Source organism: Kitasatospora sp. NPDC048286, assembly GCF_043201735.1.
Classification (GTDB): domain Bacteria; phylum Actinomycetota; class Actinomycetes; order Streptomycetales; family Streptomycetaceae; genus Kitasatospora.
Window position 1 is genome coordinate 95791 of the sequence record NZ_JBICZE010000001.1, and the last position, 26912, is coordinate 122702.

Annotated in this window: 19 protein-coding genes and 1 pseudogene; 7 read left to right on the top strand and 13 right to left on the bottom strand. The window is 75.2% G+C overall.

From position 1 onward, the window contains the following. The first annotated feature begins 258 nt into the window (after window positions 1-258). Window positions 259-906 carry a hypothetical protein gene (locus ACGF13_RS00435; RefSeq protein ID WP_392867198.1) on the top strand — a complete coding sequence of 216 codons (648 nt, stop codon included), beginning with the start codon at window positions 259-261 and terminating at the stop codon, window positions 904-906. A 48-nt stretch (window positions 907-954) separates the two neighbouring features. Here ACGF13_RS00435 and ACGF13_RS00440 read toward each other — a convergent pair whose 3' ends face one another. After that, window positions 955-2388, bottom strand: a complete 1434-nt coding sequence (locus tag ACGF13_RS00440; RefSeq protein ID WP_392867200.1) for a DUF6350 family protein — start codon at window positions 2386-2388, stop codon at window positions 955-957. Between the two features lie 132 nt (window positions 2389-2520). Here ACGF13_RS00440 and ACGF13_RS00445 point away from each other — a divergent pair, with 132 nt between their 5' ends. After that, window positions 2521-4866 carry a LuxR C-terminal-related transcriptional regulator gene (locus ACGF13_RS00445; RefSeq protein ID WP_392867203.1) on the top strand — a complete coding sequence of 782 codons (2346 nt, stop codon included), beginning with the start codon at window positions 2521-2523 and terminating at the stop codon, window positions 4864-4866. 76 nt (window positions 4867-4942) lie between these two features. On the opposite strand, the gene sucD is transcribed toward ACGF13_RS00445, so the two are convergent. The 5 genes from sucD to ACGF13_RS00470 all read right to left on the bottom strand — a co-directional run bounded on the left by sucD (window position 4943) and on the right by ACGF13_RS00470 (window position 12052). After that, on the bottom strand, window positions 4943-5833 hold the full coding sequence (sucD, locus tag ACGF13_RS00450; protein ID WP_359831103.1) for a succinate--CoA ligase subunit alpha: 891 nt from the start codon (window positions 5831-5833) through the stop codon (window positions 4943-4945). 18 nt (window positions 5834-5851) lie between these two features. Beyond that, window positions 5852-7024, bottom strand: a complete 1173-nt coding sequence (sucC, locus tag ACGF13_RS00455; protein WP_392867206.1) for an ADP-forming succinate--CoA ligase subunit beta — start codon at window positions 7022-7024, stop codon at window positions 5852-5854. Between the two features lie 302 nt (window positions 7025-7326). After that, complete coding sequence (locus tag ACGF13_RS00460; RefSeq protein WP_392867209.1) at window positions 7327-8493, bottom strand: VWA domain-containing protein; 1167 nt, start codon at window positions 8491-8493, stop codon at window positions 7327-7329. A 104-nt stretch (window positions 8494-8597) separates the two neighbouring features. Beyond that, a complete protein-coding gene (locus tag ACGF13_RS00465) occupies window positions 8598-11012 on the bottom strand; it encodes a DUF5682 family protein (protein ID WP_392868743.1) in 2415 nt (804 codons plus the stop codon). Continuing rightward, window positions 10970-12052, bottom strand: coding sequence for an AAA family ATPase (locus ACGF13_RS00470; RefSeq protein ID WP_392867212.1), 1083 nt, complete (start codon window positions 12050-12052; stop codon window positions 10970-10972). Before ACGF13_RS00470 ends, ACGF13_RS00465 begins: the two co-directional genes overlap by 43 nt. Before the next feature lie 167 nt (window positions 12053-12219). Between ACGF13_RS00470 and ACGF13_RS00475 the strand changes: the two genes are divergently transcribed. Both ACGF13_RS00475 and ACGF13_RS00480 read left to right on the top strand, forming a co-directional pair. After that, window positions 12220-13512 (top strand): SWIM zinc finger family protein, encoded by a 1293-nt coding sequence (locus ACGF13_RS00475; protein ID WP_392867215.1) that lies wholly within the window; start codon window positions 12220-12222, stop codon window positions 13510-13512. An 11-nt stretch (window positions 13513-13523) separates the two neighbouring features. Next, window positions 13524-15110: a DUF5691 domain-containing protein gene (locus ACGF13_RS00480; protein WP_392867217.1), complete on the top strand. Its 1587-nt coding sequence runs from the start codon at window positions 13524-13526 to the stop codon at window positions 15108-15110. 72 nt (window positions 15111-15182) lie between these two features. Here ACGF13_RS00480 and ACGF13_RS00485 read toward each other — a convergent pair whose 3' ends face one another. Further along, window positions 15183-15587 carry a cobalamin B12-binding domain-containing protein gene (locus tag ACGF13_RS00485; RefSeq protein WP_224285525.1) on the bottom strand — a complete coding sequence of 135 codons (405 nt, stop codon included), beginning with the start codon at window positions 15585-15587 and terminating at the stop codon, window positions 15183-15185. Between the two features lie 323 nt (window positions 15588-15910). Here ACGF13_RS00485 and ACGF13_RS00490 point away from each other — a divergent pair, with 323 nt between their 5' ends. Further along, a complete protein-coding gene (locus ACGF13_RS00490; protein WP_392867220.1) occupies window positions 15911-16726 on the top strand; it encodes a M23 family metallopeptidase in 816 nt (271 codons plus the stop codon). A gap of 10 nt (window positions 16727-16736) precedes the next feature. Here ACGF13_RS00490 and pcrA read toward each other — a convergent pair whose 3' ends face one another. The 3 genes from pcrA to ACGF13_RS00505 form a co-directional block, all read right to left on the bottom strand. After that, the gene (gene pcrA, locus ACGF13_RS00495) at window positions 16737-19352 is read right to left on the bottom strand and encodes a DNA helicase PcrA (protein ID WP_392867223.1); all 2616 of its coding nucleotides are present in this window, start codon (window positions 19350-19352) and stop codon (window positions 16737-16739) included. Window positions 19353-19436: 84 nt separating this feature from the next. Next, the gene (locus tag ACGF13_RS00500; protein ID WP_392867225.1) at window positions 19437-20141 is read right to left on the bottom strand and encodes a LuxR C-terminal-related transcriptional regulator; all 705 of its coding nucleotides are present in this window, start codon (window positions 20139-20141) and stop codon (window positions 19437-19439) included. Further along, window positions 20134-21468 carry a PspC domain-containing protein gene (locus ACGF13_RS00505; RefSeq protein WP_392868745.1) on the bottom strand — a complete coding sequence of 445 codons (1335 nt, stop codon included), beginning with the start codon at window positions 21466-21468 and terminating at the stop codon, window positions 20134-20136. Before ACGF13_RS00505 ends, ACGF13_RS00500 begins: the two co-directional genes overlap by 8 nt. A 263-nt stretch (window positions 21469-21731) precedes the next feature. Between ACGF13_RS00505 and ACGF13_RS00510 the strand changes: the two genes are divergently transcribed. Both ACGF13_RS00510 and ACGF13_RS00515 read left to right on the top strand, forming a co-directional pair. Next, window positions 21732-23171, top strand: a complete 1440-nt coding sequence (locus ACGF13_RS00510) for a PspC domain-containing protein (RefSeq protein WP_392867228.1) — start codon at window positions 21732-21734, stop codon at window positions 23169-23171. Continuing rightward, window positions 23168-23377, top strand: coding sequence for a hypothetical protein (locus ACGF13_RS00515; protein WP_392867231.1), 210 nt, complete (start codon window positions 23168-23170; stop codon window positions 23375-23377). The genes ACGF13_RS00510 and ACGF13_RS00515 overlap by 4 nt, the downstream gene beginning before the upstream one ends. A gap of 44 nt (window positions 23378-23421) precedes the next feature. Here ACGF13_RS00515 and ACGF13_RS00520 read toward each other — a convergent pair whose 3' ends face one another. The 3 genes and pseudogenes from ACGF13_RS00520 to guaA form a co-directional block, all read right to left on the bottom strand. Next, a complete protein-coding gene (locus ACGF13_RS00520; RefSeq protein WP_392868746.1) occupies window positions 23422-23913 on the bottom strand; it encodes a ubiquinol-cytochrome c reductase iron-sulfur subunit in 492 nt (163 codons plus the stop codon). Between the two features lie 48 nt (window positions 23914-23961). Then, window positions 23962-24489 (bottom strand): annotated as a pseudogene (locus tag ACGF13_RS00525) (DoxX family membrane protein); the annotation flags it as partial. A gap of 213 nt (window positions 24490-24702) precedes the next feature. Continuing rightward, window positions 24703-26298, bottom strand: coding sequence for a glutamine-hydrolyzing GMP synthase (gene guaA / locus ACGF13_RS00530; protein WP_392867234.1), 1596 nt, complete (start codon window positions 26296-26298; stop codon window positions 24703-24705). Window positions 26299-26912: the final 614 nt, after the last annotated feature.

The following is a 26912-nucleotide window of genomic DNA, read 5'->3' on the forward strand; positions in this document are numbered from 1 at the left end:
AACGGCTGGTCGGACGGCCTCCGCACCCTCCCGGCGGCGCTACGCGCGTAGTTGAGACGGGGATCTCCTCCGGCCCGCCGCACCGGAGTTGCCCCGGCCCGCACCGGCCCGCCGACGACCCCGTCCGGTCCCGCCCGGCCCTTCGACACGGGCCGCCGGTGGCCCGGTGGACGGCTGCGGGATCATTGGGGGCGCGGGAGACCGCTCCGACGCGAGAACCTCCGAACGAGCTCCGACCGAGAAGGAATGGCTGAACCCATGAGCAGCGGCGACGACACCGGTGAGCGCAACCCCTTCGCGCCGCCGCCGGCGGATGCCCCGGACCAGCCGTGGCAGCCGCGCAGCCCCTGGGCCGGCCCAGGCCCCGGCACCGACGGACAGGGCGGCCCCGACGGCCAGGGCGGCGAGCGTCCGGTTCTGCCGCCGCCGTGGGGCCCCGGCGACGACGGCCGACCCGGCCAACGGCCGCCGGCCCCGCAGCCGCCCCGGCTCGACCTCGCCGACCCGGCCCACCGCAAGGCGCGCAACGCCGCGCTGGCCGGACCGTTCGCGCTGGTCTGCCTGTTCATGGGGTTCCACTGGATCGCGCTGCTGATCGGGGCGCTCGGCATCGTCTGGGGCGTCGGCGCGCTGCGGACCCGGCGGTCCGCCCCGGCCGCCACCGCCGCCGGTCCGGGCGGCCCGCTCCCCGCGGCGCCGGCACCGAACCCGCTCACCCCGGCCGCGCTCGCCGGCATCCTGACCGGCGCGATGACCATCGTGGTCGCCACCTCGGTGATCGGCCTCGGGTACCACTACCGCGACTACGTCACCTGCGTGCAGGACTCGCTGACCAGCGTCGGCGCCCAGAACTGCGACCGGTACGCGCCGCAGTGGTACGTGGACTTCACCGGGAACGCCGAGTAGCCGGGCCGACGTCCGGGGCCGGTCGGTCGTCCGGCCGGTCGGCCCCGGTCAGTCGTCCTGATCCACCCGGTCGACCGGGTCCCGCTCGTCGGGGCCCGGTCCGCCGACGCTGCTGACACCCACTCCGGAGAGCCGCAGCACGAGGGCGTACGTACCGGCGCGCAGCGCCAGCGCGCCCCGGCGGACGTGCCGCGCGAGCCGGGCGTACACGCCCACGCCGTCCGCCGGGCCCAGCGTGCGGTACCGGACCAGCAGCGCGCCCGGGACCGCGACCAGCGCGATCCAGCCCGCCGCCGCCGGACCCGTCCACGGCACCGGCCCCACCCAGGCCAGCCGCTCCCCCGCCAACGCCCCGCCGGAGAGCCAGCCCAGCACCGCCGCCCCGGCCCCGACCGACAGCGCCGCCGCCAGCGCGGCCACCGCCGTGGCGGCCGGCGGCCAGGGCTCGGGCCGCTCCCCGGCCCTGGCCGGCAGCCGCCGGCCCACCGGCCGCCGGCCCGCCGCCGCGCGGCCCAGCAGGACCGCCGGCACCACCCCGGCCAGCAGCGGCAGGGCCGACACCACCAGCCGCCAGCCGCCCGGGCCGTCCGCCGGCAGCAGCGCGAACAGCGGGAACTCGGGCACCGGGCCCAGCGCCGTAGCGGCCGGCGACACCACCGTCCCGGTGCCGACCCCGAAACCCGGGCCCAGCGCGTACGCCGTGCCCCACAGCACCGCGTTCGGCAGCAGCACCAGCGCGAGCAGCACCAGTCCCACCAGCGCGGCGGGCCCGCCCCCCAGCAGCGCCATGCCGCGCCCGCCGCCGGCCACCGCGTCCAGCACCGCCGAGGACACCACCAGGAGGCCGCCCACCGCGACCAGTCCGGCTCCGGCCGCCAGCGCCGCGGCCCGTACCGTCGGCACGGCGTCGACCGGGCGGTACGGCGGCGGGAGGCGGTCCAGCGGGGAATCGGCCGGCCCGTCGAGGACGGCCACCGAACGGGCCCCGGAGGCCGTCGCCAGGCCCGCCACCAGCGCCACCGCCAGGACGTCCGGCAGCACCCGGCTGCGGAACAGCCCGCCCCCCGCGCAGTGCAGCGTCACCCCGACGGCCACCGCGCAGTACCCCGCCCAGACCGCCACCGGACCGCTCCAGCGCGAGCGCGGCCCGCGCCGCGCCGCCACCCCGGCGGCCACCCGGTGGAGCCGGGCCACGGCCAGGACGCCGAGCAGCAGCGGAGTGACGGTCAGCGGGGCGTCCGTCGGGCCGCGCAGCACCGGTGCGCCGTGCCCGAGCAGCCAGAGCACCCCCGCCAACCGGGTGACAGCGGCCGCGCCGTCCTCCGCGTACGGCGACGCCACCCAGAGCGCCAGCACCGGCGCCCCGACCACGGCCAGGCCGACCAGCGCCGTCCGCACTCCCGTCAACAGGTCGGCCAGCGCGGGGCGTCCACCCGATTCGCCGGGCGATTCCAGGATCGGACGGCCCATCAGCTGCGTCATGGGCCACATGGTGCCAAGGCGACTCGCCATGCTCCGTGAAGCGCCAAACCGCCGCCGTGTCCCAGATTATTGGCTTATGCGCATTTTCAGACCTTGCCCCCAAGCCGCCGGCGCCCCGGCCCGGAGCGTCTGATGACCACGCCACCCACCGCCGACTCCCCCACACCGGAGCGCCACCGCAAGCCCGCCCGCGCCGGAACCGACGCGGGCCGCCCCCGGCGGGAACTGACCCCCCGTGAGGTCCAGGTCCTGGCCCACCTCGCGGCCGGCCACGACCTCCCCCGCACCGCCGTCGCCCTCGGAGTCACCCCCGCCACCGCCCGCAGCTACCTCCAGCGCGCCCTGCGCAAGCTCGGCACCCGCACCGAGGCGGAGGCCCTCGCCCTGCTGGCCGACGCCCTGCCGCGCCCCGAGGAACCCGCCCCTGCCTGCGGGGCCGGGCGTCCGTCGGCCGATGTGGCAACGGGTGGGGACGCGCCAATGAAGCGGCGCCGCTCCCGAGCCGGGAAGCCCACCCCACGCACCTCCGACGACGCCCGGAAGGCGGCCCGCCCGGCGCGGGACGCGGACGGCGGCGCGGCGCGCCGGGCTCCGGCCGAGAAGCCGCGCCAGGCCTCCGGCAGGCCGCCGGCCCCCGCGAAGAGCGCCGCCCCGGGGCGCGCGCACGAGGGTCGCGCGCCCGGGGGCCAGGCAAGCGGCGCCACCGTGCCACGGGCGCCGCTGGCCGCACCGGCGACGGTCGGCGCGCGGCGTCAGCCGACCGCCGGGAACCACGAGCCGGCGGGCCGCACCGACGGCGGAGGCGGGCCGACGCTTCCCGCGGCCCCCGGGAGGCACGGCGGCGCCCCCGGCGCCGAACAGGCGCGGGCCCGGGGCGCGGACGGCGGACGTGGGCCGACGACGCCCACTGACCCCGGCGCCGAACAGGATCGGCCGGAGAACGTCCCCACCTCAAGCGGCCGTCCGTCCCCGGGCAACGGCAACGACAGCGGCGACGGCCGTGGGCCGCAGGCCCCCGCAGACACGGCCGCCCGCCCCGGCGACACGTCACGCCGGGTCCCGACCGCGCAGGGGTCCGACGGCAGGAAGCCACAGGCCGCCGAGCCCGACCAGGCGCGGGAGGCCCCGGCGGAACACGCGGGACACGGCGCCACGGCCGGGCGGCGGGCTGACGGCGGGCGGTCGAAGGCAGCCGGCCCCGACCGGACAAGCGACGCCACCGCCACGCCCACGGCCCGCCTCCACGACCCGGCCGAGCCCCGTCGCGCCACGTCCCCGAGCACGGGCCCCGGGCCGAACACCCCCACGGGCGGCACCGCCGCCGACCGCGGCGAGCCCCCGTACCCCGCCGCCGCCCCGGCCGGGCCCGGTTCCGCCAGTCCCGGCCGGGTGGCGCTGGCCGCCGCGCCCTCGGTCGGGGACGACGACCTCGACGCGGAGCCCCCGGCGGTGAGCTTCGAGGAGCTGTACGAGACCGCGCACACCCGGCTGGTGCAGCAGGTGTTCCTGCTGACCGCCTGCCGGCACCGGGCGGTGCACTGCGTACGGCTGGCGTTCGGGGAGGCCCGGCGGCGCTGGGGCGCGGTGGCCGCTTCGGGGAACCCGGAGGGGTGGGTACGGGCGCGGGCCTGCGAGCTGGCGCTGTCCCCGTGGCACCGGGGCGGACCCCGCCGCTCGCACGTGTGGGCGCTGCCGCACCGGCGGATCAGGGTGCGGCCGGCCGACGAGGCGCAGGCGGTGCTGCCGGACCACGACCGGCTGACCGACCGGGACCGGGCGCTGCTGAAGGCGCTCAAGCGGCTGTCCCGCCCGCAGCGCCGGGCGCTGGTGCTGCACGACGGGCTGGGGCTGCCGGCCCCGGCGGTCGCGGTGGAGATGGAGTCCACGCGGGTGGCGGCCGAGGGCCGGGTGTGGGCCGCCCGGGCGGCGCTGGCGCAGTGGACGCCGGAGCTGGTCGGGCCGGACCCGGCGGCGCCGGGCTTCGCGGACGGGCTGAGCGGGCAGCTGTACCGGGCGGCGGTGCGCGGCTGCCCGCAGCCGCACCGGGCGCCGGTGCCGGTGCTGCGGGCCTGGCACCGGCTCTGGACGGCGAGCCGCACGGGTGCGGCGGCGCTGCTGACGTTCGCGGTGGCCGGGGCGACGCTGGCGACCCTGTCGGGGATGCGCCCGGCGGTGCTGTTCCGGTCGGTCGACCCGCCGGCGCCCGCGGTGTGCCTGCCCGCCGCCCTGTCCGCCGGGGCGCGGGAGGCGGAGCCGAGCGTGCCGCTGCTGCCCGGTGGGGTGCCGAACGGCATCACCAGCTTCTGGTGCAGCCCGGCGCCCGGCCTGGAGGCCGTCCTGGTGGAGCCGCAGCCGCGGGCGGCCGCGCGCTGGGAGCTGCCGGCGGCGGGCCGGGCGGCCGCTCCCCCGCCGCAGGGCCCGGTGGTCTGCCGGCTGTGGTCGCCGCTGCCCTGCACGACGGGGCCAGGGGCGCACTGAGCCGCCCGGGGCGTGCCGGAACGGCGAGCGCCCCCGCCCGGGAAGGGCGGGGGCGCTCGTCACGCGCGGGGCGGGATCAGGCCTGGGCGGCGATGATCTCGCGGGCCAGGCGGGCGGTCTCGGACGGCGTCTTGCCGACCTTGACACCGGCGGCCTCGAGGGCCTCCTTCTTCGCCTGGGCGGTGCCCGAGGAGCCGGAGACGATGGCGCCGGCGTGGCCCATGGTCTTGCCCTCGGGGGCGGTGAAGCCCGCGACGTAGCCGACGACCGGCTTGGTGACGTGCTCGGCGATGAAGGCCGCGGCACGCTCCTCGGCGTCGCCACCGATCTCACCGATCATGACGATGAGCTCGGTCTCCGGGTCCTCCTGGAAGGCCTTGAGCGCGTCGATGTGGGTGGTGCCGATGACCGGGTCACCACCGATGCCGACGGCCGAGGTGAAGCCGATGTCCCGCAGCTCGTACATGAGCTGGTAGGTCAGGGTGCCGGACTTCGAGACCAGGCCGATCTTGCCGGAGCTGGTGATGTCGGCCGGGATGATGCCGGCGTTCGACTGTCCGGGGCTGATCAGGCCGGGGCAGTTCGGGCCGATGATGCGGGTCTTGTTGCCCTTGGCACCGGCGTGCGCCCAGAAGGCGGCGGTGTCGTGCACCGGGACGCCCTCGGTGATGACGATGGCCAGGCCGATCTCGGCGTCGATGGCCTCGATCGCGGCGGCCTTGGTGAACGCCGGCGGCACGAAGAGGACGGTGACGTCGGCACCGGTCTTCTCCATCGCCTCGGCGACGGAGCCGAAGACCGGGATCTCGGTGCCGTCGACGTCGACCGTGGTGCCGGCCTTGCGCGGGTTGACACCGCCGACGATCTGGGTGCCGGAGGCGAGCATGCGGCGGGTGTGCTTCATGCCCTCGGCGCCGGTCATGCCCTGGACGATGACCTTGCTGTCCTTGGTAAGGAAGATAGCCATGGTGTGTAGTCCCCTTCCTTACTTGTTGGCCAGCTCGGCGGCGCGGTCAGCGGCGCCGTCCATGGTGTCCACACGCTGCACCAGCGGGTGGTTGGCGTCGTCGAGGATCTTGCGACCCAGCTCCGCGTTGTTGCCGTCCAGGCGGACGACCAGCGGCTTGGTGACGTTCTCGCCCTTGCTCTTCAGGAGCTCCAGGGCCTGCACGATGCCGTTGGCGACCGCGTCGCACGCGGTGATGCCGCCGAAGACGTTGACGAAGACCGACTTGACGTCGGGGTCGCCCAGGATGATCTCCAGGCCGTTCGCCATGACCTCGGCGGAGGCGCCGCCACCGATGTCGAGGAAGTTGGCGGGCTTGACGCCGCCGTGCTTCTCACCGGCGTAGGCGACCACGTCGAGGGTGCTCATGACGAGGCCCGCGCCGTTGCCGATGATGCCGACCTGGCCGTCGAGCTTGACGTAGTTCAGGCCCTTGGCCTTGGCGGCGGCCTCCAGCGGGTTGGCCGCGGCCTTGTCCTCCAGGGCCTCGTGCTCGGGCTGGCGGAACTCGGCGTTCTCGTCCAGGGAGACCTTGCCGTCGAGCGCGATGATCTTGCCGTCACCGGACTTGATCAGCGGGTTGACCTCGACGAGGAGGGCGTCCTCCTTGATGAAGACGGTCCACAGCTTCTGCAGGACCTCGGCGACCTGGTCGGCGACCTCGGCCGGGAACTTCGCCGCGGCGACGATCTCGGCGGCCTTCTCCGGGGTGCAGCCCTCGTTGGCGTCGACCGGGATCTTGGCGAGCGCCTCGGGGTTCTGCTCGGCGACGACCTCGATCTCCACGCCGCCCTCGACGCTGGCCATGGCCAGGAAGGTGCGGTTGGTGCGGTCCAGCAGGAACGAGACGTAGTACTCGTCCTTGATGTCCGCGGTCTGGGCCAGCATCACCTTGTGAACGGTGTGGCCCTTGATGTCCATGCCGAGGATCTGCTCGGCCTTGGCGACGGCGTCCGCCGGGTCGGCGGCGAGCTTGACGCCGCCGGCCTTGCCTCGGCCGCCCACCTTCACCTGAGCCTTGACGACGGCGCGGCCGCCGAAGCGCTCCGCGATGGCGGCAGCGTCTGCGGCGGTCTCGATGACATCGCCGTCAAGCACGGGTACACCGTGCTTGGCGAAGAGGTCCCTCGCCTGGTACTCGAACAGGTCCACGTGTTTGTCCTTGTTCGTGGTCGCGGATTGTGTCTCTACGAGCGTGCCACGGCAGGATCTTCGCTGCGGGTCGTCGGGGCGGTGCGGGTACGCAGAGGTACGGCCTTGCGGCCCACACAGCCACGGGCGCACACGTCAATCAACACGCGCGTCACGTCCGTCTGGCAGGTTATCCCCGTGGGACGGGACTGTTCCGCCCGGGAGCCTGCCCGCCTTGGGTGAGAACCGTCACAGAATGCCCGGAAGGCCGGTACGGGCGGCCGGTCCACCGATCGGTCGGATTACCGCGTTCGGGTGAATCCTCACGCCCTCTGGTCCGGCACGGGGATCGGACGCTTCTCGATGGCCGCCGCCATGATCTCCGGGAACGCGTCCGGGGTGCAGGCGAAGGCCGGCGCGCCGAGCGAGGCCAGGGCGGCGGCGTGCGCGTGGTCGTACGCCGGGGCCCCCTCGTCGGAGAGCGCGAGCAGGGCGATGAACTGGACGCCGGCCGCCTTCATCGCGGCGACCCGCTTGAGCATGCCGTCCCGGATGCCGCCCTCGTACAGGTCGCTGATCAGCACCACGACGGTCTCGGAGGGCCGGGTGATCTTCGACTGGCAGTAGGCGAGCGCGCGGTTGATGTCGGTGCCGCCGCCGAGCTGGGTGGCGAACAGGACGTCGACCGGGTCGGTGAGCTGTTCGGTGAGGTCGACCACCGAGGTGTCGAAGACGACCAGCCGGGTGTCCAGGGTGCGCATCGAGGCGAGCACCGCGCCGAAGACCGCCGAGTGGACGACCGAGGGCGCCATCGAGCCGGACTGGTCGATGCAGAGGATGACGTCCTTCTTCACGGCCTGCTGGGCGCGGGCGTAGCCGACCAGCCGCTCGGGGACGACGGTGCCGTGCTCGGGCAGGTAGTTCTTCAGGTTGGCCCGGATGGTGCGGTCCCAGTCGATGTCCCGGTGGCGCGGCCGGTTGACCTTGGCGCTGCGGTCGAGGGCGCCGCCGAGGGTGGCCCGGGTGCGGTCGGCGAGCCGGCGCTCCAGGTCGGCGACCACCTTGCCGACCACCGCCCGGGCGGTCTCCCGGGTGGTCTCGGGCAGCGCGTGCTTGAGCGACAGCAGGGTGCCGACCAGGTGCACGTCCGGCTCGACGGCCTCCAGCATCTCCGGTTCCAGCAGCAGCCGGTCCAGGCCGAGCCGGGTGATCGCGTCCTGCTGCATCAGCTGCACGACGGTGGACGGGAAGTACTCGCGGATGTCGCCCAGCCAGCGGGCCACCTGCGGGGCCGAGCCGCCCAGCCCGGCGCTGCGGCGGCCGCCGCGACCGCCCCGGGCGCCCTCCTCGGGGGCGCCCCGGTAGAGCGCGGCGAGGGCGCCGTCCATCGCGGCGTCGCGGCCGCGCAGGGTGCAGCCGGTGCCGTCGGCCTCGCCGCCGAGCACCAGCCGCCAGCGGCGCAGCCGTTCGTCGGTCGTGGGCGCTGCCATCTCGTCCTCCTCTTCAGCGGGTCCTGCGGTGGGGCAGGCGTTCGGTACGGCGGTGCGGCGGTACGGCGGTGCGGCGGTACGGCAGTGTGTTCGGTGCGGCGGTGTCAGGTGTCGCGGCCGGCGGCCTGCCGGGGGATCGTCGGACGGAGCCCGAGCAGCAGGGCCACCACGGGGACAGCGGCGTCGGCGCGGACCCGGTCCAGCTCGCCGGACTCGGCCCGGGCGGCCGGGAGCTCGCCGAGCGGGCCGGCCGCGACCCGGCCGCCGATGGTGGTGCGCACGCCCGCCTCCAGTCCGGCGAAGGTGCGGCGCAGCAGCGGCAGGACGTCGGTGAAGACCTCGCCGCTCACCCCGGTCAGCCACTCGTCCAGCAGGGCGAGCAGCCGGGGGTCGTGCAGCAGCAGGGCGCCGCCGCCGGTCAGGAAGCCCTCGACCCAACCGGCCGCGTCCGCCGGGGCGTTGGCGACGGAGAGCACCAGTCGCAGCCGTCGGCCGGCCTCCTCGGAGTCGAGCCGGCCGTCGTCCAGCAGCAGTCGCACGGCGCGACCGCGCAGCAGCCCGGGGGCGCCGGTGGCCGGTCCGCCGGCCGGCTCGCGGCGGGCCAGCGAGCGCAGGGCGGCGGCCCAGCGGTCGGCCAGGCCGGCCAGGCCGTCGGGGTCCGGCGCGGTGCCTTCGGCGGCCTCTTCGACGGCGGCGTCCTCCGTGGTGGCGGAGGCGGCGGGACCGGCGGCCAGCAGGCCGATCGCGCCGTGCACCTCGTCGAGCCGGCCGCGCATCGCCTCCGCGCCCTGCGCGTCCAGGCCGACGCAGGCGGGCGGCAGTCCGACGCAGATCCGCTCGGCCAGGCCCGAGGCCGCCTCGGCGAGCGCCCCGTGGTCGGTGCCGCGCACGTCGCCGTAGCGCAGCGCGCGGACCAGCGCGGGCAGCGCGCCCGCGAGGTGCGCGACGTCGGTGTCCAGGGCCGCGCAGTCGGCGAGCACCCGCATCACGGCGGGCAGTGCCCCGGACAGCCCGGCCAGCAGGCAGGTCTCCACCAGGCCGGTCAGCTCGGCGAGTTCCTCGGCGGCGCGGGCGGTGCCGACGGCCTTGTTGACCGCCGCCTCCTCGACCGTGGTGCCCCACTGGGCGGCCTCGGCGATCCGGACCGCGAACTCGGGCTGCCAGCACAGCCGCCAGCTCTCCCGGAACGTCCCGGTCGAGTTCACCGAGGACCGCGCGGGCACGCCCCAGTCCACGCCCAGCAGCCGCAGCCGGTGCAGCAGCCGGGAGCGGGCCGCGTCGGTGTCCTTGCGCAGGTCGAGGTCGACGTCCTTCGGCGCGGCCTCGGGCTTGAGCCGCAGCGAGCGCTGCAGCCGGGTGAGGTCGCGCTGGAGCGGCACCGCCGGCGCGGCGTCCGGGACCTCGCCGAGCGCGTCGCCGACCACCAGGCGGTCCCGGACCAGCTCCAGAGCGACGTCCGAGCCCTCGCAGAGCACCGCGCGCACCGCGTCCAGGGTCTCGGTCAGCCCGGCGAGCGGGCGGCCGCGCAGCACGGCCAGCGTCTCGGCGAGCCGGACCGCCTCGATCACGTGCGCGGAGGAGACCGGGTGGTCCTCGGCGCGCAGCAGCTCGGCGGCCCGGGTGAGCCAGCGCGGGACCGGGTCCCCGTCGGTGGTGAACAGGTGGTGGTACCAGCCGGGCGACTGCACGCCCGCGCCGTAGCCGGCGGACCGGGAGAGCCGGCGGTGCGTCCACGGCACCCAGGTGATGTCCGTGCGCACCTTCTTCGGCAGCCCGGCGAGCAGCGCCCGGTCGTGGGCGACGGTGGGCATCCGCTCCAGCGCGGGGACGTGGAAGGCCCCGCAGACCACGGCGATCCGCCGGTGCCCGGCGCGGCGGGCGGCGCGGATCTGCTGGCGCATGTGCGCCTCGCGCAGCCGGTCCCGGCGGGACTCGCCGAGGCCCTCCGCGCGCAGCGCGCCCATCGCCTCGGCGACGGCGGCGAACGGCGCCAGCGCGTCGCCGCCGGGCGCGCGGTGCTCGACCACGTCCTCCCACCAGCGCTCGGCGTCGTCGTGCCCGGCCGCCTCGGCGAGCAGCGCCAGCGGGTCGGCGACCGGCTCGGCGCCCTCCCGCGCGCCGTCCTCCTCGGTGCTCTCCGCTTCGGTGCCCTCCTCCGGCGCGAAGCCGTACCCGGCGGGCAGGTCGATGAAGCGGACCGGCAGGTCGTGGTCGACGGCGTGCCGGATCGCCACCCACTCCGGGGAGAACTCGGCGTACGGCCAGAAGGCGGCCCTCGCCGGGTCGTCCACCGCGTGGGCGAGCAGCGCCACCGGCGGGACGAGGTCCTTCTCGGCGGCCAGGTGGACGATCGCGTCGGCCTCCGGCGGGCCCTCGATCAGCACCGCGTCCGGCCGCCACCGCGCCAGCGCGGCGGCCACCGCCCGGGCCGAGCCGGGGCCGTGGTGGCGGATGCCCAGCAGGGCGACCTCGGATGTCACGCCGTCACCTCGCGGGCGGCGCGGTAGAAGTCCTTCCAGCCGTCGCGCTCGCGCACCACCCCTTCGACGTACTCGCGCCAGACCGCCCGGTCCGCCACCGGGTCGCGGACGACGGCACCGAGGATGCCGGCCGTCACGTCCCCGGCGCGCAGCACGCCGTCGCCGAAGTGGGCGGCCAGGGCCAGCCCGTTGGTCACCACCGAGATCGCCTCGGCGGTGGAGAGGGTGCCGCTCGGGGTCTTGACCTTCGTCCGGCCGTCCACCGTGATCCCGGCCCGCAGCTCGCGGAAGACGGTGACCACGCGCCTGATCTCCTCGGCGCCGCCGGGCAGTTCGGGCAGGTCCAGGGAGCGGCCGAGCTGGTCGACCCGGCGGGTGACGATGTCGACCTCCTCGTCCAGCGAGCCCGGCAGCGGCAGCACCACGGTGTTGAAGCGGCGGCGCAGCGCGCTGGACAGCTCGTTGACGCCGCGGTCGCGGTCGTTGGCGGTGGCGATCACGTTGAAGCCGCGCACCGCCTGGGTCTCGGCTCCCAACTCCGGTATCGGGAGCGTCTTCTCGGACAGGATGGTGATCAGACTGTCCTGTACGTCGGCGGGGATGCGGGTGAGCTCCTCGACCCGGGCGATCTTGCCGTCGGCCATCGCCCGCATCAGCGGCGAGGGCACCAGGGCGTCCCGGCTGGGCCCGTGGGTGAGCAGCTGGGCGTAGTTCCAGCCGTACCGGACGGCCTCCTCGGGGGTGCCGGCGGTGCCCTGCACCAGCATCGTGGAGTCGCCGCTGATCGCCGCCGCCAGGTGCTCGGACACCCAGGTCTTCGCGGTGCCCGGCACGCCGAGCAGCAGCAGCGCGCGGTCCGTCGCCAGGGTCGTCACGGCGACCTCGACGACCCGGCGCGGGCCGATGTACTTGGGGGTGATCTTGGTGCCGTCGGGCAGTTCACCGCCGAGCAGGTACGTCGCCACGGCCCACGGCGAGAGCTTCCAGCGCTCGGGGCGCGGACGGTCGTCCTGCGCGGCCAGCGCGGCCAGTTCACCGGCGAACGCGTCCTCGGCGTGCTGCCGCAGAACGTCGGCCATCTCGGGCTCCTTCGGGTCGGCCCCGGGCACACGGGTGCCCCGGGCGCAATGGTGATCGGGGAGTCAGGACCTGTTGGGAACAACCCTGCACCGAGCCACTGACAACCCGGCGGAGCCCGCGGACGGCCCGTCAGCCGCTGTCAGTGCCGCCGCCTACGGTCGGTCGCATGGAGGAACGCTGGAGCACCGAACACGTCCTGTCCCTGGCACCTGACGTCGCCTCGCAGAAGGCGGCGGGCAAGCTCTCCGCGCCCGCGCCGTGGTCCGGCACCGGCACCGACGGCACCGCGCTCTGGGGCGAGTGCAAGGGCAGCGGCCGCACGCCGTACCGCACCGCGATCGAACTCGCCACGCCCGCCTACCAGTGCAGCTGCCCCAGCCGGAAGTTCCCGTGCAAGCACGCGCTCGGGCTCCTCCTGCTGTGGAGCGGCACCCCGGAGGCCGTCCCGGCCGGCGAGCCCGCCGACTGGGTCGCCGAATGGCTCAAGTCCCGCCAGGAGCGCACGGAGAAGCGCGCGGCGGAGCCGGTCGACCCGGAGGCCGCCCGGCGGCGGGCCGAGAAGCGCGGCGCCCGGGTCACCGCCGGGGCCGCCGAGCTGCGGCTGCGGCTGGCCGACCGGGTCCGGCACGGCCTGGCCGACCAGTCCACCGCCGGGCCCTGGGAGGAGGTCGCCGCCCGGATGGTCGACGCGCAGGCCCCCGGCCTGGCCACCCGGGTCCGCGAACTGGACGCGCTGCCGCAGGAGCGGCTGCTGGAGGAGTACGCGATGCTGCACCTGCTCGCCACCGCCGCCACCCGGATGGACGAGCTGCCGCCCGAACTGGCCGCCACCGTCCGCACCCGGGTCGGGTACCCCGCGGACGACAGCACGCTGGGGACCGGCGTCCGCGACCGCTGGCTGGTGCTTGGCAGCCGGGACACCACGGTCGAGCGGCTCACCACCCGCCGGGTCTGGCTGCGCGGTGCCAAGACCGGCCGCCCGGCCCTGCTGCTCGCCTTCGGCCACTCCGGCCAGGCACCCGCCCTCGCCCTGCCCACCGGCCACCTGGTGGAGGCCCAGCTCGCCTACTACCCCGGCGCCCATCCGCTGCGCGCCACCCTCGGCAAGCGCTACGGCGCCCCCGAACCGGGCCCCGCCGGGCCGCCCGCCGGGCTGACCGTCGCCGAGGCGGTGGCCGGCTACGGCACCGCCGTCGCCGACGACCCGTGGCTGGAGAGCCGGCCGACGGTGCTCGGCGACGTCGTCCCGGTCCGCACCCCGGACGGCTGGTTCCTGACGGACGGCCACCACACCGTGCCGGTCCGCACCTCGACCGTCCCGGAGGCCGCGCTGTGGCGGCTGGCCGCGGTCTCCACCGGCCGCCCGCTCACGGTCTTCGGCGAGTACGGCCACCTGGGCTTCGCCCCGGTCACGGCCTGGGCTGCCGGCCGACGCCCGGTCGGCCTCACCAACGCTTAGGAGCACCGAGAATGACGACCACCCAGGACCCGTGGGAGACCCTGCAGACCAGCGCCCTGCTCGGCACCGACCGCCGACCGCTCCCGGCCACCGCCCTGCCGCTCGCCGACGCCGTGGACCGGGGCGACCAGGCCGCCGCCCTGCTGGAGCTGGCCGCGCTGGCCGCCGTCCGCCGCCGGGCCGGCGCGCTGCCCGTACCGGCCGCCGAGCCGCCCGGCCCGCCCGCGGCCGAGGACGCCCGCCCGGAACTGCCGGAGCCCGCCGCCCGCCGACTGGCCGTCCTGCTCTCGGGCCGGACCGGCTCCGGCGGCGGCACCCTGGCCAACCTGGCCGAGCTGCTGCCCCAGTGGCTCACCACCGCCCGGGCGAGCGGCCTGCGCCCGCCCGCCGCGCTGGTGCCCGGCCTGCTCGACGCCGCCCGCGCCCGCAGCGAACTGCGCCCCGACGCCGTGGCGTTGGCCGGTCCGCTGGGCCGCTGGCTGGCCGAGCAGAACCCCGACTGGCGGTTCGTGCTGCGCACCACCACGCCCGAGCTGCCGCAGGAGTGCGCGGACGACCGGCTCTGGCACGAGGGCCTCTTCGCCGAGCGGGTCACCCACCTCACGCTGCTGCGCCGCCGCGATCCCGCGGCCGGCCTGGAACTGCTGCGCGGCACCTGGGCCACCGAGCGCGCCGAGGACCGCCTGCTCTTCCTGGACGCCCTCCAGGAGGGCCTCTCCCCCACCGACGAACCGTTCCTGGAGGCCGCCCTCGGCGACCGCAGCAAGAACGTCCGGGCCACCGCCGCCGAGCTGCTCTCCGCCCTGCCCGACTCGGCGCTGGCCCACCGGATGGCCGAGCGGGCCCGGGCCGCCGTCCGGCTCGCCGACACCGGCACCCACCTGCTGGTCACCCCGCCCGCCGAGTGCGACGCCCGGATGCAGCGCGACGGGATCGCCCCCAAGTCGCCCACCGGGCGCGGCGAACGGGCCTGGTGGTTCGGCGAGGTGGTGGCCGCCGCGCCACTGGCGATCTGGTCGACGGGCACCGGGCTGACGCCCGAGCAGCTGCTCGCCCTGCGGGTCGGCGACAGCCTCGACGAGACCAGCAGCAGCTGGGCCGACGACCTGCGGGAGGCCTGGGCGCGGGCAGCCGTCCGCCAGCAGGACGCCGACTGGGCCCGGGCGCTGCTCGGCCCGGCCCCGGCCCCGCCCGGCCGCGGCGCCCGGACCCGCTCGCCGCGGGCCACCGGCGCCCCGGCCAAGCTGCTGGCCGTCCTCCCGCCGCAGGAGCGGGCCGCCTGGACGGCCGCGTTCATCACGGTGCACGGACTGGGCGAGGCCTTCCAACTGCTCGGCGCCTGCGCCACCCCGTGGACGCCGCCGCTGTCCACCGCGGTGGTGACGGCGCTGGCCCGGGCGGCGGCCTCCGGGGCGTACCCGTGGAGCCACAGCGGGGTGCTCGGGATGACGGAGCGCGCGCTCGCCCCGGAGACGGCCGCCGCGGTGGAGGAGCTGGCCGCCGGGGCCGCCCCGGACTCCGCGTGGTCCGAGACCTTCGCCCGACTGGCCGGCACCCTGCGCTTCCGGGCGGCGATGCTCGCGGAGCTGTCGGGCTGAACCCGGCGGAGCGCCGAGCACGACGGAGCGGGCCGACCCCGGGAGGGGCCGGCCCGCTCGACGCCCGGTGGCTCAGCCGGCCCGCAGGTTCGACTCGACCCAGGCGACCACGTCCCGGGTCGGCGTGCCCGGGGTGAAGATGTCCGCGACACCCATCGCCTTGAGCTCGGCGATGTCCTCGTCCGGGATGATCCCGCCGCAGAAGACCTTGATGTCCTCCGCGTCGCGCTCCTTCAGCAGCTCCAGCACCCGCGCGCACAGCGTCATGTGGGCGCCGGAGAGGATCGACAGCCCGATGCCGTCCGCGTCCTCCTGGATCGCGGTGTCGACGACCTGCTCGGGCGTCTGGTGCAGTCCGGTGTAGATGACCTCCATACCGGCGTCGCGCAGGGCGCGCGCGATGACCTTGGCACCACGGTCGTGACCGTCGAGCCCGGGCTTGGCGACCACCACACGGATCGGCCCCGACACACTCATGACTGCCTCCTGGACATCGTCGTCCACCATCCGACCGGGCCTCGTGGGCCGCCGGCGCGGTTAACGGTCAATAACCAATCTGAGGGGAGGTTAGCGCCACCCGGCACGGTTGACCGTGCCACCCCCGAAGAGGAGGGCAAAGTCACAGCTCCCGGCCTTGCTACCAGCGGGTATACCCCTCCTTCCCGCAACCTCCGCACAGACCCCCCGGCCGCCCCCTTGACATCCGGAGGGTTTTCCGGAGCGTCGACCTTGCGGTTACAGTCACGGCTGTCTTCCCCTCGCCCGACGACGTCCGAGGCCCACCGAGGAGGCAGCCCCCGATGGCTCCCGATGCAGCCGCCCGTCCGACCCGTGCGGAGCTGCGCCTCGCGGCCCGCGAACAGTCCCGCGCCCAGCGCCGCGGCGCCGCCAAGGCGGCCACCCGGACGGCGCTGCTGCGGGTCGCGCTGCCGTCGGTGGCGGCGCTCGGCGTGGCCGCCGCGGCGGCGGTCACCGTGCAGGGCGAGGCCGACCAGCAGCGCGCCCAGGCCGCCGGGCGAGTGCCGCAGACGGCGACGGAGAACGCCCCGGACACCGCGGCCGCGCAGACGGCGGCCGCCCACGCGGTCGCGGCCGGCGCACCGGCCCAGGCCTCGCGCGGCGACGCCCGCCAGCCGCTGGCCGGCGCCCAGCCCACCGACGCCCCCGCCGAGGCCCCCACCGCGCAGCCCACCGCCGAGCCGGCGCCCGAGCCGGTCAAGCCCAAGGTGGTCATGCCGGTCGCCCGGCACGGCCTCGGCGAGGTGTTCGGCGAGGCCGGCACCCACTGGGCCAACCGGCACACCGGCATCGACTTCCCGGTGGACGGCGGCTCCGAGGTCTACGCCGTGGCCGACGGCACCCTCCGCACCCAGTGGAACCCGTTCTACGGCTACATGACGATCATCAAGATGTCCGACGGCACCGAGGCCTGGTACTGCCACCTGCGGGCGTACAAGGTGCGCAAGGGCCCGGTGAAGCAGGGCGACGTGGTCGCCTTCGTCGGCAGCAGCGGCAACAGCACCGGCCCGCACCTGCACTTCGAGATCCGGCCGCAGGGCAGCGGGCCGATCGACCCGCTGCCCTGGTTCCTCTCGAACGGCCTGGACCCGCGCTAGGGCGGACGCCCTACAGCTTCTCGACCGGCGCGTAGCGCAGCAGCAGCTGCTTGCGCCCGTCGGTGCCGAAGTCGACGGTGGCCTGCGCCCGGTCGCCGACGCCCGTGACGGCCACCACGGTGCCCAGCCCGAAGCTGTCGTGGGTGACCCGGTCGCCGACCGCGAGCGAGACGGCCTCGCGCTCCACCATCTGGCCGCCGCGCCGCGCCGACTGCCCCCAGCCGGCCTTGGGCGACGCCGCCGACGACGACGAGGAGCGCGAACTCCCGCCGCCGGACGAGGACTTGCCCCAGGACGCGCCCGAGGAGTAGCCGCGCTGGACCGGCGCCTGGGCCGCCCCGGTGCGCTTCCACTCCACCAGCGCCTCCGGGATCTCCTCCAGGAAGCGCGAGGCCGGGTTGTAGGCCGGCTGCCCCCAGGCGCTGCGCAGCACCGAGCGGGTCAGGTACAGCCGCTCGCGGGCCCGGGTGAGGCCGACGTACGCGAGCCGGCGCTCCTCCTCCAGCTCCTTGACCTGGTTGAGCGCCCGCATGTGCGGGAAGATCCCGTCCTCCATGCCGGTCAGGAAGACCACCGGGAACTCCAGGCCCTTGGCGGTGTGCAGGGTCATCATCGTGATGACGCCCTGCCCGTCCTCGTCCTCGTCCGGGATCTGGTCGGAGTCGGCGACCAGCGCGACCCGCTCCAGGAAGTCGGCCAGCGAGCCGACCGGCGGCGTGCCCTCCTCCCCGGCGTCCGGACGCTCGCCCGGGTCCTGCTCGTACTCCAGGGCGACGGAGGCGAGCTCCTGGAGGTTCTCCACCCGGGTCTCGTCCTGCGGGTCCGTCGACGCCTGGAGCTCGGCCAGGTAGCCGGTCTCCTCCAGGACGGCCTCCAGCACCGCCGCCGGGCCCGCGCCCGACTCGACCACCTGGCGCAGCCCGGCCATCAGGGTGTTGAACTTCTTGACGGCGTTGGCCGAGCGCGCGGCCATCCCGTACGCCTCGTCGACCCGCACCAGCGCCTGGGCGAAGGAGATCCGCTCCCGCGCGGCGAGCGCGTCGATCATCGCCTCGGCCCGCTCGCCGATGCCTCGCTTGGGCACGTTGAGGATCCGGCGCAGCGGCACGGTGTCCTCGGGGTTGGAGAGCACCCGCAGGTACGCCAGGACGTCCCGGACCTCCTTGCGCTCGTAGAAGCGCACCCCGCCGACCACCTTGTACGGCAGGCCGACCCGGATGAACACCTCCTCGAACACGCGGGACTGGGCGTTGGTCCGGTAGAAGATCGCGACGTCGCCGGGCTTGGCCTCACCCTTGTCGGTGAGCCGGTCGATCTCGTCGGCGATGAACTGGGCCTCGCCGTGCTCGTCGTCCGCGACGTAGCCGACGACCTTCTCGCCGTGGTCCCCGGCCGTCCACAGCTTCTTCTCGCGGCGGTTGGCGTTGCGCTCGATGACGGCGTTGGCGGCGCTCAGGATCGTCTGGGTGGAGCGGTAGTTCTGCTCCAGCAGGATCGTGGTCGCGTTCGGGTAGTCCTCCTCGAACTGGAGGATGTTGCGGATCGTCGCGCCGCGGAAGGCGTAGATCGACTGGTCCGCGTCACCGACCACGCACAGCTCGGCCGGCGGCACCTCGGCGAGGTGCGCGGCCGCCGGGTTCACGAAGTCCCCGTCCGCGGTGCGCTTCGGCGCGGCCGCGACGGATCCGCCGCTCAGCTCCCGGACGAGCATGTACTGGGCGTGGTTGGTGTCCTGGTACTCGTCGACCAGGATGTGCCGGAACCGGCGCCGGTAGTGCTCGGCGACGTCGGGGAAGGCCTGCAGCAGGTTCACCGTCGTCATGATGATGTCGTCGAAGTCCAGCGCGTTGGCCTCGCGCAGCCGCCGCTGGTAGAGCGCGTACGCCTCGGCGAGCTTCTTCTCCATCGGGTTGGCGGCCTGGTCGGCGAAGGTCTCCTCGTCGATCAGCTCGTTCTTGAGGTTGCTGATCTTCGCGGTGAAGGACTTCGGCGGGAACTGCTTCGGGTCCAGGTCGAGGTCGCGGCAGACCAGCGACATCAGCCGCTGCGAGTCGGCCGAGTCGTAGATCGAGAAGCTGGAGGTGAAGCCCAGCTGCTTGGACTCGCGGCGCAGGATGCGCACGCAGGCGCTGTGGAAGGTGGAGACCCACATCGCCCGGGCGCGCGGGCCGACCAGCGCCTCGACGCGCTCGCGCATCTCGCCGGCCGCCTTGTTGGTGAAGGTGATCGCCAGGATCTCCCCCGGCTGCACGCCGCGGGCGCCCAGCAGGTGGGCGATCCGGTGGGTCAGCACCCGGGTCTTGCCCGAGCCGGCGCCGGCCACGATCAGCAGCGGGGAGCCCGCGTGCAGCACCGCCTCGCGCTGCGGGTCGTTCATCCCCTCCAGCAGTTGCGCCGGGTCGATCACCGCCCGGGCGGCGCCGTTGCGGTACCAGGCGTCCCGCTCCGTCTCGGCGGCGTGGTCGGTCTGGAACAGCCCGTCCGGGATGGCCTCCTCGTACGCGTCGTACGGAAGGTCGTCCTCGTACGGCGGGGGCTCCTCGTCCACGGGAGCGGCGGGCTGCTTCGACCCGGCGGCGGGGGCCTCGAAACCGGGGAGCGGAAGGTCGTCAAAGAGGCTACTCATGGCACATCGAGTCTATGGCCACCCGCCGACAAGCCCGCCCGCCCCGGAGGATCCGGGGCGGGCGGGCTTCGGCTCCGGGACCTGTCAGACCAGGCGACGGGCGGTGGCCCAGCGGGTCAGCTCGTGGCGGTTGCTCAGCTGGAGCTTGCGCAGCACGGCGGAGACGTGGCTCTCGACCGTCTTCACCGAGATGAAGAGCTGCTTGGCGATCTCCTTGTAGGCGTAGCCGCGGGCGATCAGCCGCAGGACCTCGCGCTCGCGCTGGGTGAGCCGGTCCAGGTCCTCGTCCACCGGCGGGGTGTCGGTGGCGGCGAAGGCGTCCAGCACGAAGCCGGCCAGCCGGGGCGAGAACACCGCGTCGCCGTCGGCGATCCGGAAGACCGCGTTCACCAGGTCGGTGCCGGTGATGGTCTTGGTGACGTAGCCGCGCGCGCCGCCGCGGATGACGCCGATGACGTCCTCGGCGGCGTCCGACACCGACAGCGCCAGGAACTTCACCCCTCCCTGCTCCCCCATCACGCCGACCGAGCGGCGCAGCACCTCGACGCCGCCGCCGCCCGGCAGGTGGACGTCGAGCAGCACCACGTCCGGCCTGGTCTCGGCGACCACGCGGACCGCCGAGTCCACGTCGTCGGCCTCGCCGACCACGTCGATGCCGGTCACCTCGGTACGGCCGATCTCGGCCCTGACCCCCGTCCGGAACATCCGGTGGTCGTCCACCAGTACGACCCGCGCGGTCCTCCCCCGGCCTTCGGCTGCGGGTACCCCCATCGGAGCTGCCTCAGTCATCCGTTCTCTCCATCTCCAGCTCGACCTCGGTACCGCCGCCCGCCGCCGGCCGCACCCGAGCGGTGCCGCCGTTGCGCTTCATCCGGCCGATGATCGACTCCCGTACGCCCATCCGGTCCTCGGGCACCGTGTCGGGGTCGAAGCCGGGGCCGTGGTCGCGGACGAACACCGACACCGTCCTCCCCTCCACCTCGGCGTAGACCTGGACCGGTCCCCCGCCACCGTACTTGGCCGCGTTGACGGTCGCCTCCCTCGCGGCCTGCATCTGTGCCGCGATCCTCTCGTCCATCGGGCAGTCGCCGACGATCACCAGCTCGACCTGGACGCCGTGCCGGTCCTCGACCTCGGCGACGGCGGCCCGCAGGGTCTCCGCCATGGTGTCCGGCGCGGCCTCCGCCGCGGCCTCCGGGCGGTACAGCCACAGCCGCAGCTCGCGCTCCTGCGAGCGCGCCAGCCGCAGCACCTCCTTGGGGTCCTCGGCCCTGCGCTGGATCAGGGTCAGGGTGTGCAGCACGGAGTCGTGGATGTGCGCGGCGATCTCGGCCCGCTCCTGGGCGCGGATGCGGGCGGTGCGCTCGGCCCCGAGGTCCTGCCAGAGCCGCAGGCCGTACGGGCCGAGCAGCACCAGCACGCCGACCAGCACCGCGAGCGAGGCCTCGATCACCGAGCCGAGTGTGGAGCCGCTGCCCTGCATGGCGAGCAGCGCGATGGTGCCGGCCACCGCGAGCAGCACGCCCGCGCCGACCCGGGTGTAGGCGCCGCGCCGCTTCTCGCCCTCCTCGATGCCGAACCAGCGCTGCCAGCGCGAGTCGTCGGCCTGCCGCCAGACCAGCGCCACGCCGACGCCGATCGCCAGCAGCGGCCAGGTGTACGGCTTGGCGGTCTGCCAGCCGAGCACGTTGAGCAGCGCGATCACGCCGATCACGGTCATCACCAGGGCGGCGAGCTGGCCGAGGCCGCCCTGCCCGGCCTTGCCGGCCGGCCCGGCCTCCTCCCCCTCCACGGGGGCGGTCACCGGCTCGCCCTGCAGGGTGTGCTGGAGCAGCCGGCGCATCCGGCCCACCCAGCCGGTGGCCTGGCCGCCCTTGTTCAGCAGCCCGCCCTGCACCCCGGGCGAGGCCGGGACGAACGCCCCGTTGACGTACACCCACTGGGCGCCGCCGCGCTGCGAGGGCTCGCCGATGCCGATCGGCACCACGAACCAGAACGCGGCGTACAGCAGCGCGCCGATCCCCTGCGCGAAGAACAGCACGACGAAGGCGATCCGCACCCACCGCACCGGCAGCCCGAGGTGCACCGCCAGGCCGTGCGCGACACCGCCGAGCATCCGCCCCCGCGGGCTGCGGTAGAGCCGCCGGTAGGGCGGCCGACCGCCGTCGGGCGCACTCGGGTCGGCGCCGGCCGACGGCGCGGCGTCGGGGGCGATGGTTCGGGGATCGGTACCGGGGGCTGCCACGCCACCGATGGTTCCACGCGGGCGCCCGCGGGCGCATCAGGGTGTGTCCCCATCCCGTATCAGGGACAAGTCAGGGTACGGACAGGGATCGACCCGGTTGGGCCGGGCCGTCCCCTGCCGGAAGGATGGTGCCCATGACCGAGGACCCCCGCATCGAGGAGGCCGGGCCCGCCGCCCCGCCGGAACCGGACCGCCCGCCACTGACCCGGGCCGAGCACCACCGCGTGGTGGCCGGCGTCTGCGGCGGCCTCGGCCGGCACCTGGACATCGACCCGGTGGTGTTCCGGATCGTCACGGTGGTGCTCTGCCTCTCCGGCGGCCTCGGGCTGTTCCTGTACGGCCTGGCCTGGCTGATCGTCCCGACCGACGGCGAGCCCAAGGGCCGCGGCGGGCGCACGGAGCTCCAGCGGGTGCTCACCGGGCGGGTGGACGGCCAGTCGGTCGGCGCGGTACTGCTGACGGTGATCGGCACCGGGGTGTTCTTCTCCTCGATGGGCGACGGGGAACAGATGTTCCCGCTGCTGCTGCTCGCCGCCCTGGTCTTCCTCGCGGTGCGCTACGACCCGGAGCGCCGCCGGGGCCGGGGCCGGGGGCGCGAGCGCCGCCGCGGCGGCCCGTACGACCGCCACTTCCCCGGGCAGGAGGGCAGCGGGGTCACCGGCGGCGCCGCGGGCGCCGACGGCACCGGGGCCTACCGCTGGCCGCGGCCGGAGCAGGACGAGGCCGCCCGGCCCGACGGCCCGGCCCCCGGCCCCGGCGGCTACCTGTGGGACCCGCGCCACCCCGAGCGCAACCCGTACGGGGGCGCCTCCCCGGCCGGCCCGACCCCGCCGTACGGCACCCCCGTGCCCCCGGTCGGCGGCCCGGCCCAGCCCTGGTGGCAGCGCGCCGACCTGCCCGAGGGCGACCCGCTGCGCAAGGAGAACGGCCGGCGCCGCCCCGCGCCCGCCGCCGTGCGGCACCCCCGGGAGCGCTCGGCGCTCGGCTTCTTCGGCTTCCTGCTGGCGGTCGGCGCCGGCGCCACGGTCTGGGCCGCCTCCACCGACCGCCACAACCCCACCGTGCTGGGCGCGACGATGCTGGCCACCGCGCTGCTGGTGGTGGGCCTGACCCTGCTGGTCGGCGCGAAGTTCGGCCGGGCCCGCCGGCTGGCGGTGACCGGCATGCTGCTCACCCTGGCGCTGGCCTTCGTCGGCCACGCGCCGGACTCCATGCGCAACGCCGTCGGCGACCGCGAGTGGACCGTCGCCTCGGCGGCCGACCTGCACGACCGGTACAACCTGGGCGCCGGGAAGCTCAACCTGGACCTGTCCGCGGTCGACCCGGCCGGGGCCACCCTCGCCACCAAGGTCGACCTCGGCGTCGGCGACATCACCGTCACCGTGCCGGACGACGTGACGGTGAACGTGGTGGCCAGGGTCGGGCTGGGCAACGTCTCCGTCCCCGGCGAGCAGAGCGACAGCACCGGACGGCACACCTACCTGATCGGCCCTGCCAACGGGCAGCCGGCCAAGGGCACCGTCAATCTCGAACTCGGACTCGGGCTCGGCAACATCAAGGTGGTCCAGCAGTGAGGAAGCACCGGCTCGACCTGTTCTCGCTGATCGCGGGTGCGCTGTTCACCGTGATCGCCGTGGTCTACCTGGTCGCGGCGCTCAACGACCGGTCGGTGAACGGGCGGATCGTCATCCCCGTCGCCTTCATCGTGCTCGGCGTCGGCGGCCTGGCCGGCGCGGTCGCGGCGGTGGCCCGGCGCGGCCGGCCCGACCGCGAGGAGTGACCGCCCCCGGAGCGCCCTGAGCGCGCCCGCCCGGCCCCGGGTCCTCAGCTCTGCTGCGGGCCCAGGGTCAGCTGGTCCCCGTTCTTGCTGACGGCGTACTTGGGCAGCGGCTTGACCGCCGGCCCGTTGACCACCGCACCGGTCGCGGCGTCGAACCGGGAGCCGTGGCAGGGGCAGTACAGCTGGCCGTTCTTCGGCGCGTCCACGGCGCAGCCGGAGTGGGTGCACACCGCGGAGAAGGCGCAGTACTGGCCGGCCTTGGGCTGCACGATGTAGACGGCGTCCCCGGTGGTCGGGTCCTTGACCTGGGCCGCGCCGCCGACCGGCACGCTCGCGGCGGGCACCGCGGGGGCCTGTGCCGGGGCGTTCGGGACCGCGGCGCCGGGGGCCGGCGCTTCGGCGACCGGGGCCGCCGACTGCGCGGAGGCCGCCGACTGCGTGGAGGCGGCCGACTCGTCCCGGCCGAAGGTACGGGTCAGCGAGCCGGTGAGCAGCCCGGCCCCGCCGATCGCGACGGCCGCGATCCCGCCGTCCACCAGGGCCCGGCGCTTGACGTGGTCCTCGCCCAGCCCGCGCTCACGGTCCCGCGCGGCCCGGCGGGCCAGGTAGCCGTCCACCGACAGGTCCGGCGTGCCGGCCAGCAGCAGCGGGGTCCAGGCCATCAGGTAGGCCAGGTCGTTGCCGAGGTAGTACGGCGAGACGCTCCAGCTGACCGTCAGCCACAGGCTGAGGTTGAGCAGCGCGCCGCCGAGCGCGGCGACCCGGCCCCAGAGGCCGAGCAGGGTGCCGAGGCCCACCGCCAGCTCGCCGAAGGCCACGGCGAGCGCGAACAGGGTCGGGTGGCCGAGGGCGGGGCCGAGCAGGAAGGAGATCGGGCTGCCGCCCGCCTTGGCGGCCTGGGTCTGCGAGACGAAGGACGCCGGGTCGCCCGCCCCGGCCAGGAAGTGGGCGTCGGAGAGCTTGTCGAGGGCGGCGTAGACGAAGGTGACACCGAGGAAGAGCCGCAGCGGCAGCAGCGCGTACCTGGACGCGAGCGCCCTCAGCTGCGCCGCCCGGGCGGCCGGACCGGCCGCTCCCCCGCCTGCCGGCACCGGGTTGCTGGCCTCCGACATCCCTCACACCTTCCCTCGCCGCCTGCCACCGCCTGACAGGTCCGGTCCGCATTCTGCCCGCTCCCGGCCGCTTTCGGTGGGAGGTCCCTCCCGACGAGCGGCGCCCGCACCGCAAACGGCCGCGCCGTCGCTCCCTCCGTTACGGGAACGACGGCGCGGCCGTTCAGGCATCGGCCTCGGGACGAGCAAACGTCCCGGCGGCCGGTGGGAGTGCTACTCCCACTCGATGGTGCCCGGCGGCTTGCTGGTGACGTCGACGACGACGCGGTTCACGTCGCGGACCTCGTTGGTGATCCGGGTGGAGATCTTCGCCAGCACGTCGTACGGCAGGCGCGACCAGTCGGCGGTCATGGCGTCCTCGGACGAGACCGGGCGCAGCACGATCGGGTGGCCGTAGGTGCGGCCGTCGCCCTGCACGCCCACGCTGCGGACGTCGGCGAGCAGCACGACCGGGCACTGCCAGATCTCGCGGTCCAGACCGGCCGCGGTCAGCTCCTCGCGGGCGATCGCGTCGGCGTCGCGGAGCAGGTCCAGGCGCTCCTTGGTGACCTCGCCGACGATCCGGATGCCCAGGCCCGGGCCCGGGAACGGCTGGCGCTGGACGATCTCCTCCGGCAGGCCCAGCTCCTGGCCGACCATCCGGACCTCGTCCTTGAACAGCTTGCGCAGCGGCTCGACCAGCTGGAACTGGAGGTCCTCGGGCAGGCCGCCGACGTTGTGGTGGGACTTGATGTTGGCGGTGCCGGTGCCGCCGCCGGACTCCACCACGTCCGGGTACAGGGTGCCCTGGACCAGGAAGTCGACCGACTCGCCCTGCTCGCCGGCCTCGGCGACGATCTCGGCCTGGGCCTGCTCGAAGACCCGGATGAACTCCCGGCCGATGATCTTGCGCTTCTCCTCGGGGTCGGTGACCCCCTTCAGCGCGTTCAGGAAGCGCTCGGAGGCGTCGACGACCTTCAGCTGGACGCCGGTGGCGGCCACGAAGTCCTTCTCGACCTGCTCGGTCTCGCCCTTGCGCATCAGGCCGTGGTCGACGTAGACGCAGGTCAGCCGGTCGCCGATGGCCTTGTTGACCAGGGCGGCCGCGACCGCGGAGTCCACGCCGCCGGACAGGCCGCAGATCGCGCGCTTGTTGCCGACCTGCTCGCGGATCAGGGCGATCTGCTCGTCGACCACGCTGCCGGTGGTCCAGGTCGGGGCGATGCCGGCGCCGCGGTAGAGGAAGTGCTCCAGGACCTGCTGGCCGTGGTCGGAGTGCAGCACCTCGGGGTGGTACTGGACGCCGTAGAGCCGGGCCTCGTCGTTCTCGAAGGCCGCGACCGGGACCAGGTCGGTGGAGGCGGTGACGGTGAAGCCCTCCGGGGCGGCGGAGCAGGCGTCGCCGTGCGACATCCACACCGAGTGCTGCGCCGGGACGCCCTCGAACAGGGTGGAGCCGGTGCGGGAGACGGTCAGCGGGGTGCGGCCGTACTCGCGGGCGCCGTTGTTGTCGACGGTGCCGCCGAGGCTCTTGGCCATCAGCTGGAAGCCGTAGCACATGCCGAAGACCGGGACACCGGCCTCGAAGATCGAGCGGTCGATCTGCGGCGCGCCCTCTTCGTAGACCGACGACGGGCCACCGGAGAGGATGATCGCCTTGGGGTTCTTGGCGAGCATCTCGGCGACCGGCATGCTGCTCGGCACGATCTCGCTGTAGACCCGCGCCTCACGCACCCGACGGGCGATGAGCTGGGCGTACTGGGCGCCGAAGTCGACCACCAGGACGGGGTCGTTGTCCGGCGCGGACTGGACGGGAATTGCAGAGGACACGGACGGCCTTCCGGCAGCGGTATCGAGGTGTCGCGCGTGGCCGCCTCCCCGGCGGGGCTGCGGCTGCGGCGGACGGTGTGGGGTGTCTGGACACCGATTCTACCGGGCTGTCCGGTTTCACTCGTCTGCACGTCCAATGGACCGTGACCGCACGGGGCGGCGGTTCGTTGCTTCTGACGAACGTACGGCCGCGCCGCGTCCGCCAGACGCGCCGCCGCCCCCGCGGGGGCACCGCCGTACGGCAGCAGGACCACGCGTGGAGCTCCACCCCAGTCCACCGGCGCACGTGGTGCCGCCGCCCGGCCCGCCGGGCGCACGGCTCCGTGGGACCGTGCGCGGGTGCCGCGGCCGGCCAGCAGGGGACAGCGAACCCGGCCGCGACTGGGCCGAGAGGTGGGACGGCCGGGGTCCGGGGACGCCCGGGACCGGCCGTCACACCCCCGGTCCGATCCGGTGCGCGCCCGGGCGCACTCCCCCTCCCGCCCAGCGCCGCTACGCGCGTCCCCGTGCGCCACAACCACCCGAACCGCTACTCACCGTGATCATCAGCGGCGGGCTCGACGGGAAATGCTCTGTGCCGAACTGTGCCGAACCGGTTGCAGAGCGAGCCCCTC

Coding starts and splice junctions, on each gene's coding strand:
- ACGF13_RS00435 (WP_392867198.1), top strand. CDS start 259: ATGAGCAGCGGCGACGACACCGGTGAGCGCAACCCCTTCGCGCCGCCG.
- ACGF13_RS00440 (WP_392867200.1), bottom strand. CDS start 2,388: ATGACGCAGCTGATGGGCCGTCCGATCCTGGAATCGCCCGGCGAATCG.
- ACGF13_RS00445 (WP_392867203.1), top strand. CDS start 2,521: ATGACCACGCCACCCACCGCCGACTCCCCCACACCGGAGCGCCACCGC.
- sucD (WP_359831103.1), bottom strand. CDS start 5,833: ATGGCTATCTTCCTTACCAAGGACAGCAAGGTCATCGTCCAGGGCATG.
- ACGF13_RS00460 (WP_392867209.1), bottom strand. CDS start 8,493: ATGGCAGCGCCCACGACCGACGAACGGCTGCGCCGCTGGCGGCTGGTG.
- ACGF13_RS00470 (WP_392867212.1), bottom strand. CDS start 12,052: ATGGCCGACGTTCTGCGGCAGCACGCCGAGGACGCGTTCGCCGGTGAA.
- ACGF13_RS00475 (WP_392867215.1), top strand. CDS start 12,220: ATGGAGGAACGCTGGAGCACCGAACACGTCCTGTCCCTGGCACCTGAC.
- ACGF13_RS00480 (WP_392867217.1), top strand. CDS start 13,524: ATGACGACCACCCAGGACCCGTGGGAGACCCTGCAGACCAGCGCCCTG.
- ACGF13_RS00485 (WP_224285525.1), bottom strand. CDS start 15,587: ATGAGTGTGTCGGGGCCGATCCGTGTGGTGGTCGCCAAGCCCGGGCTC.
- ACGF13_RS00490 (WP_392867220.1), top strand. CDS start 15,911: ATGGCTCCCGATGCAGCCGCCCGTCCGACCCGTGCGGAGCTGCGCCTC.
- pcrA (WP_392867223.1), bottom strand. CDS start 19,352: ATGAGTAGCCTCTTTGACGACCTTCCGCTCCCCGGTTTCGAGGCCCCC.
- ACGF13_RS00500 (WP_392867225.1), bottom strand. CDS start 20,141: ATGACTGAGGCAGCTCCGATGGGGGTACCCGCAGCCGAAGGCCGGGGG.
- ACGF13_RS00505 (WP_392868745.1), bottom strand. CDS start 21,468: ATGCTCGGCGGTGTCGCGCACGGCCTGGCGGTGCACCTCGGGCTGCCG.
- ACGF13_RS00510 (WP_392867228.1), top strand. CDS start 21,732: ATGACCGAGGACCCCCGCATCGAGGAGGCCGGGCCCGCCGCCCCGCCG.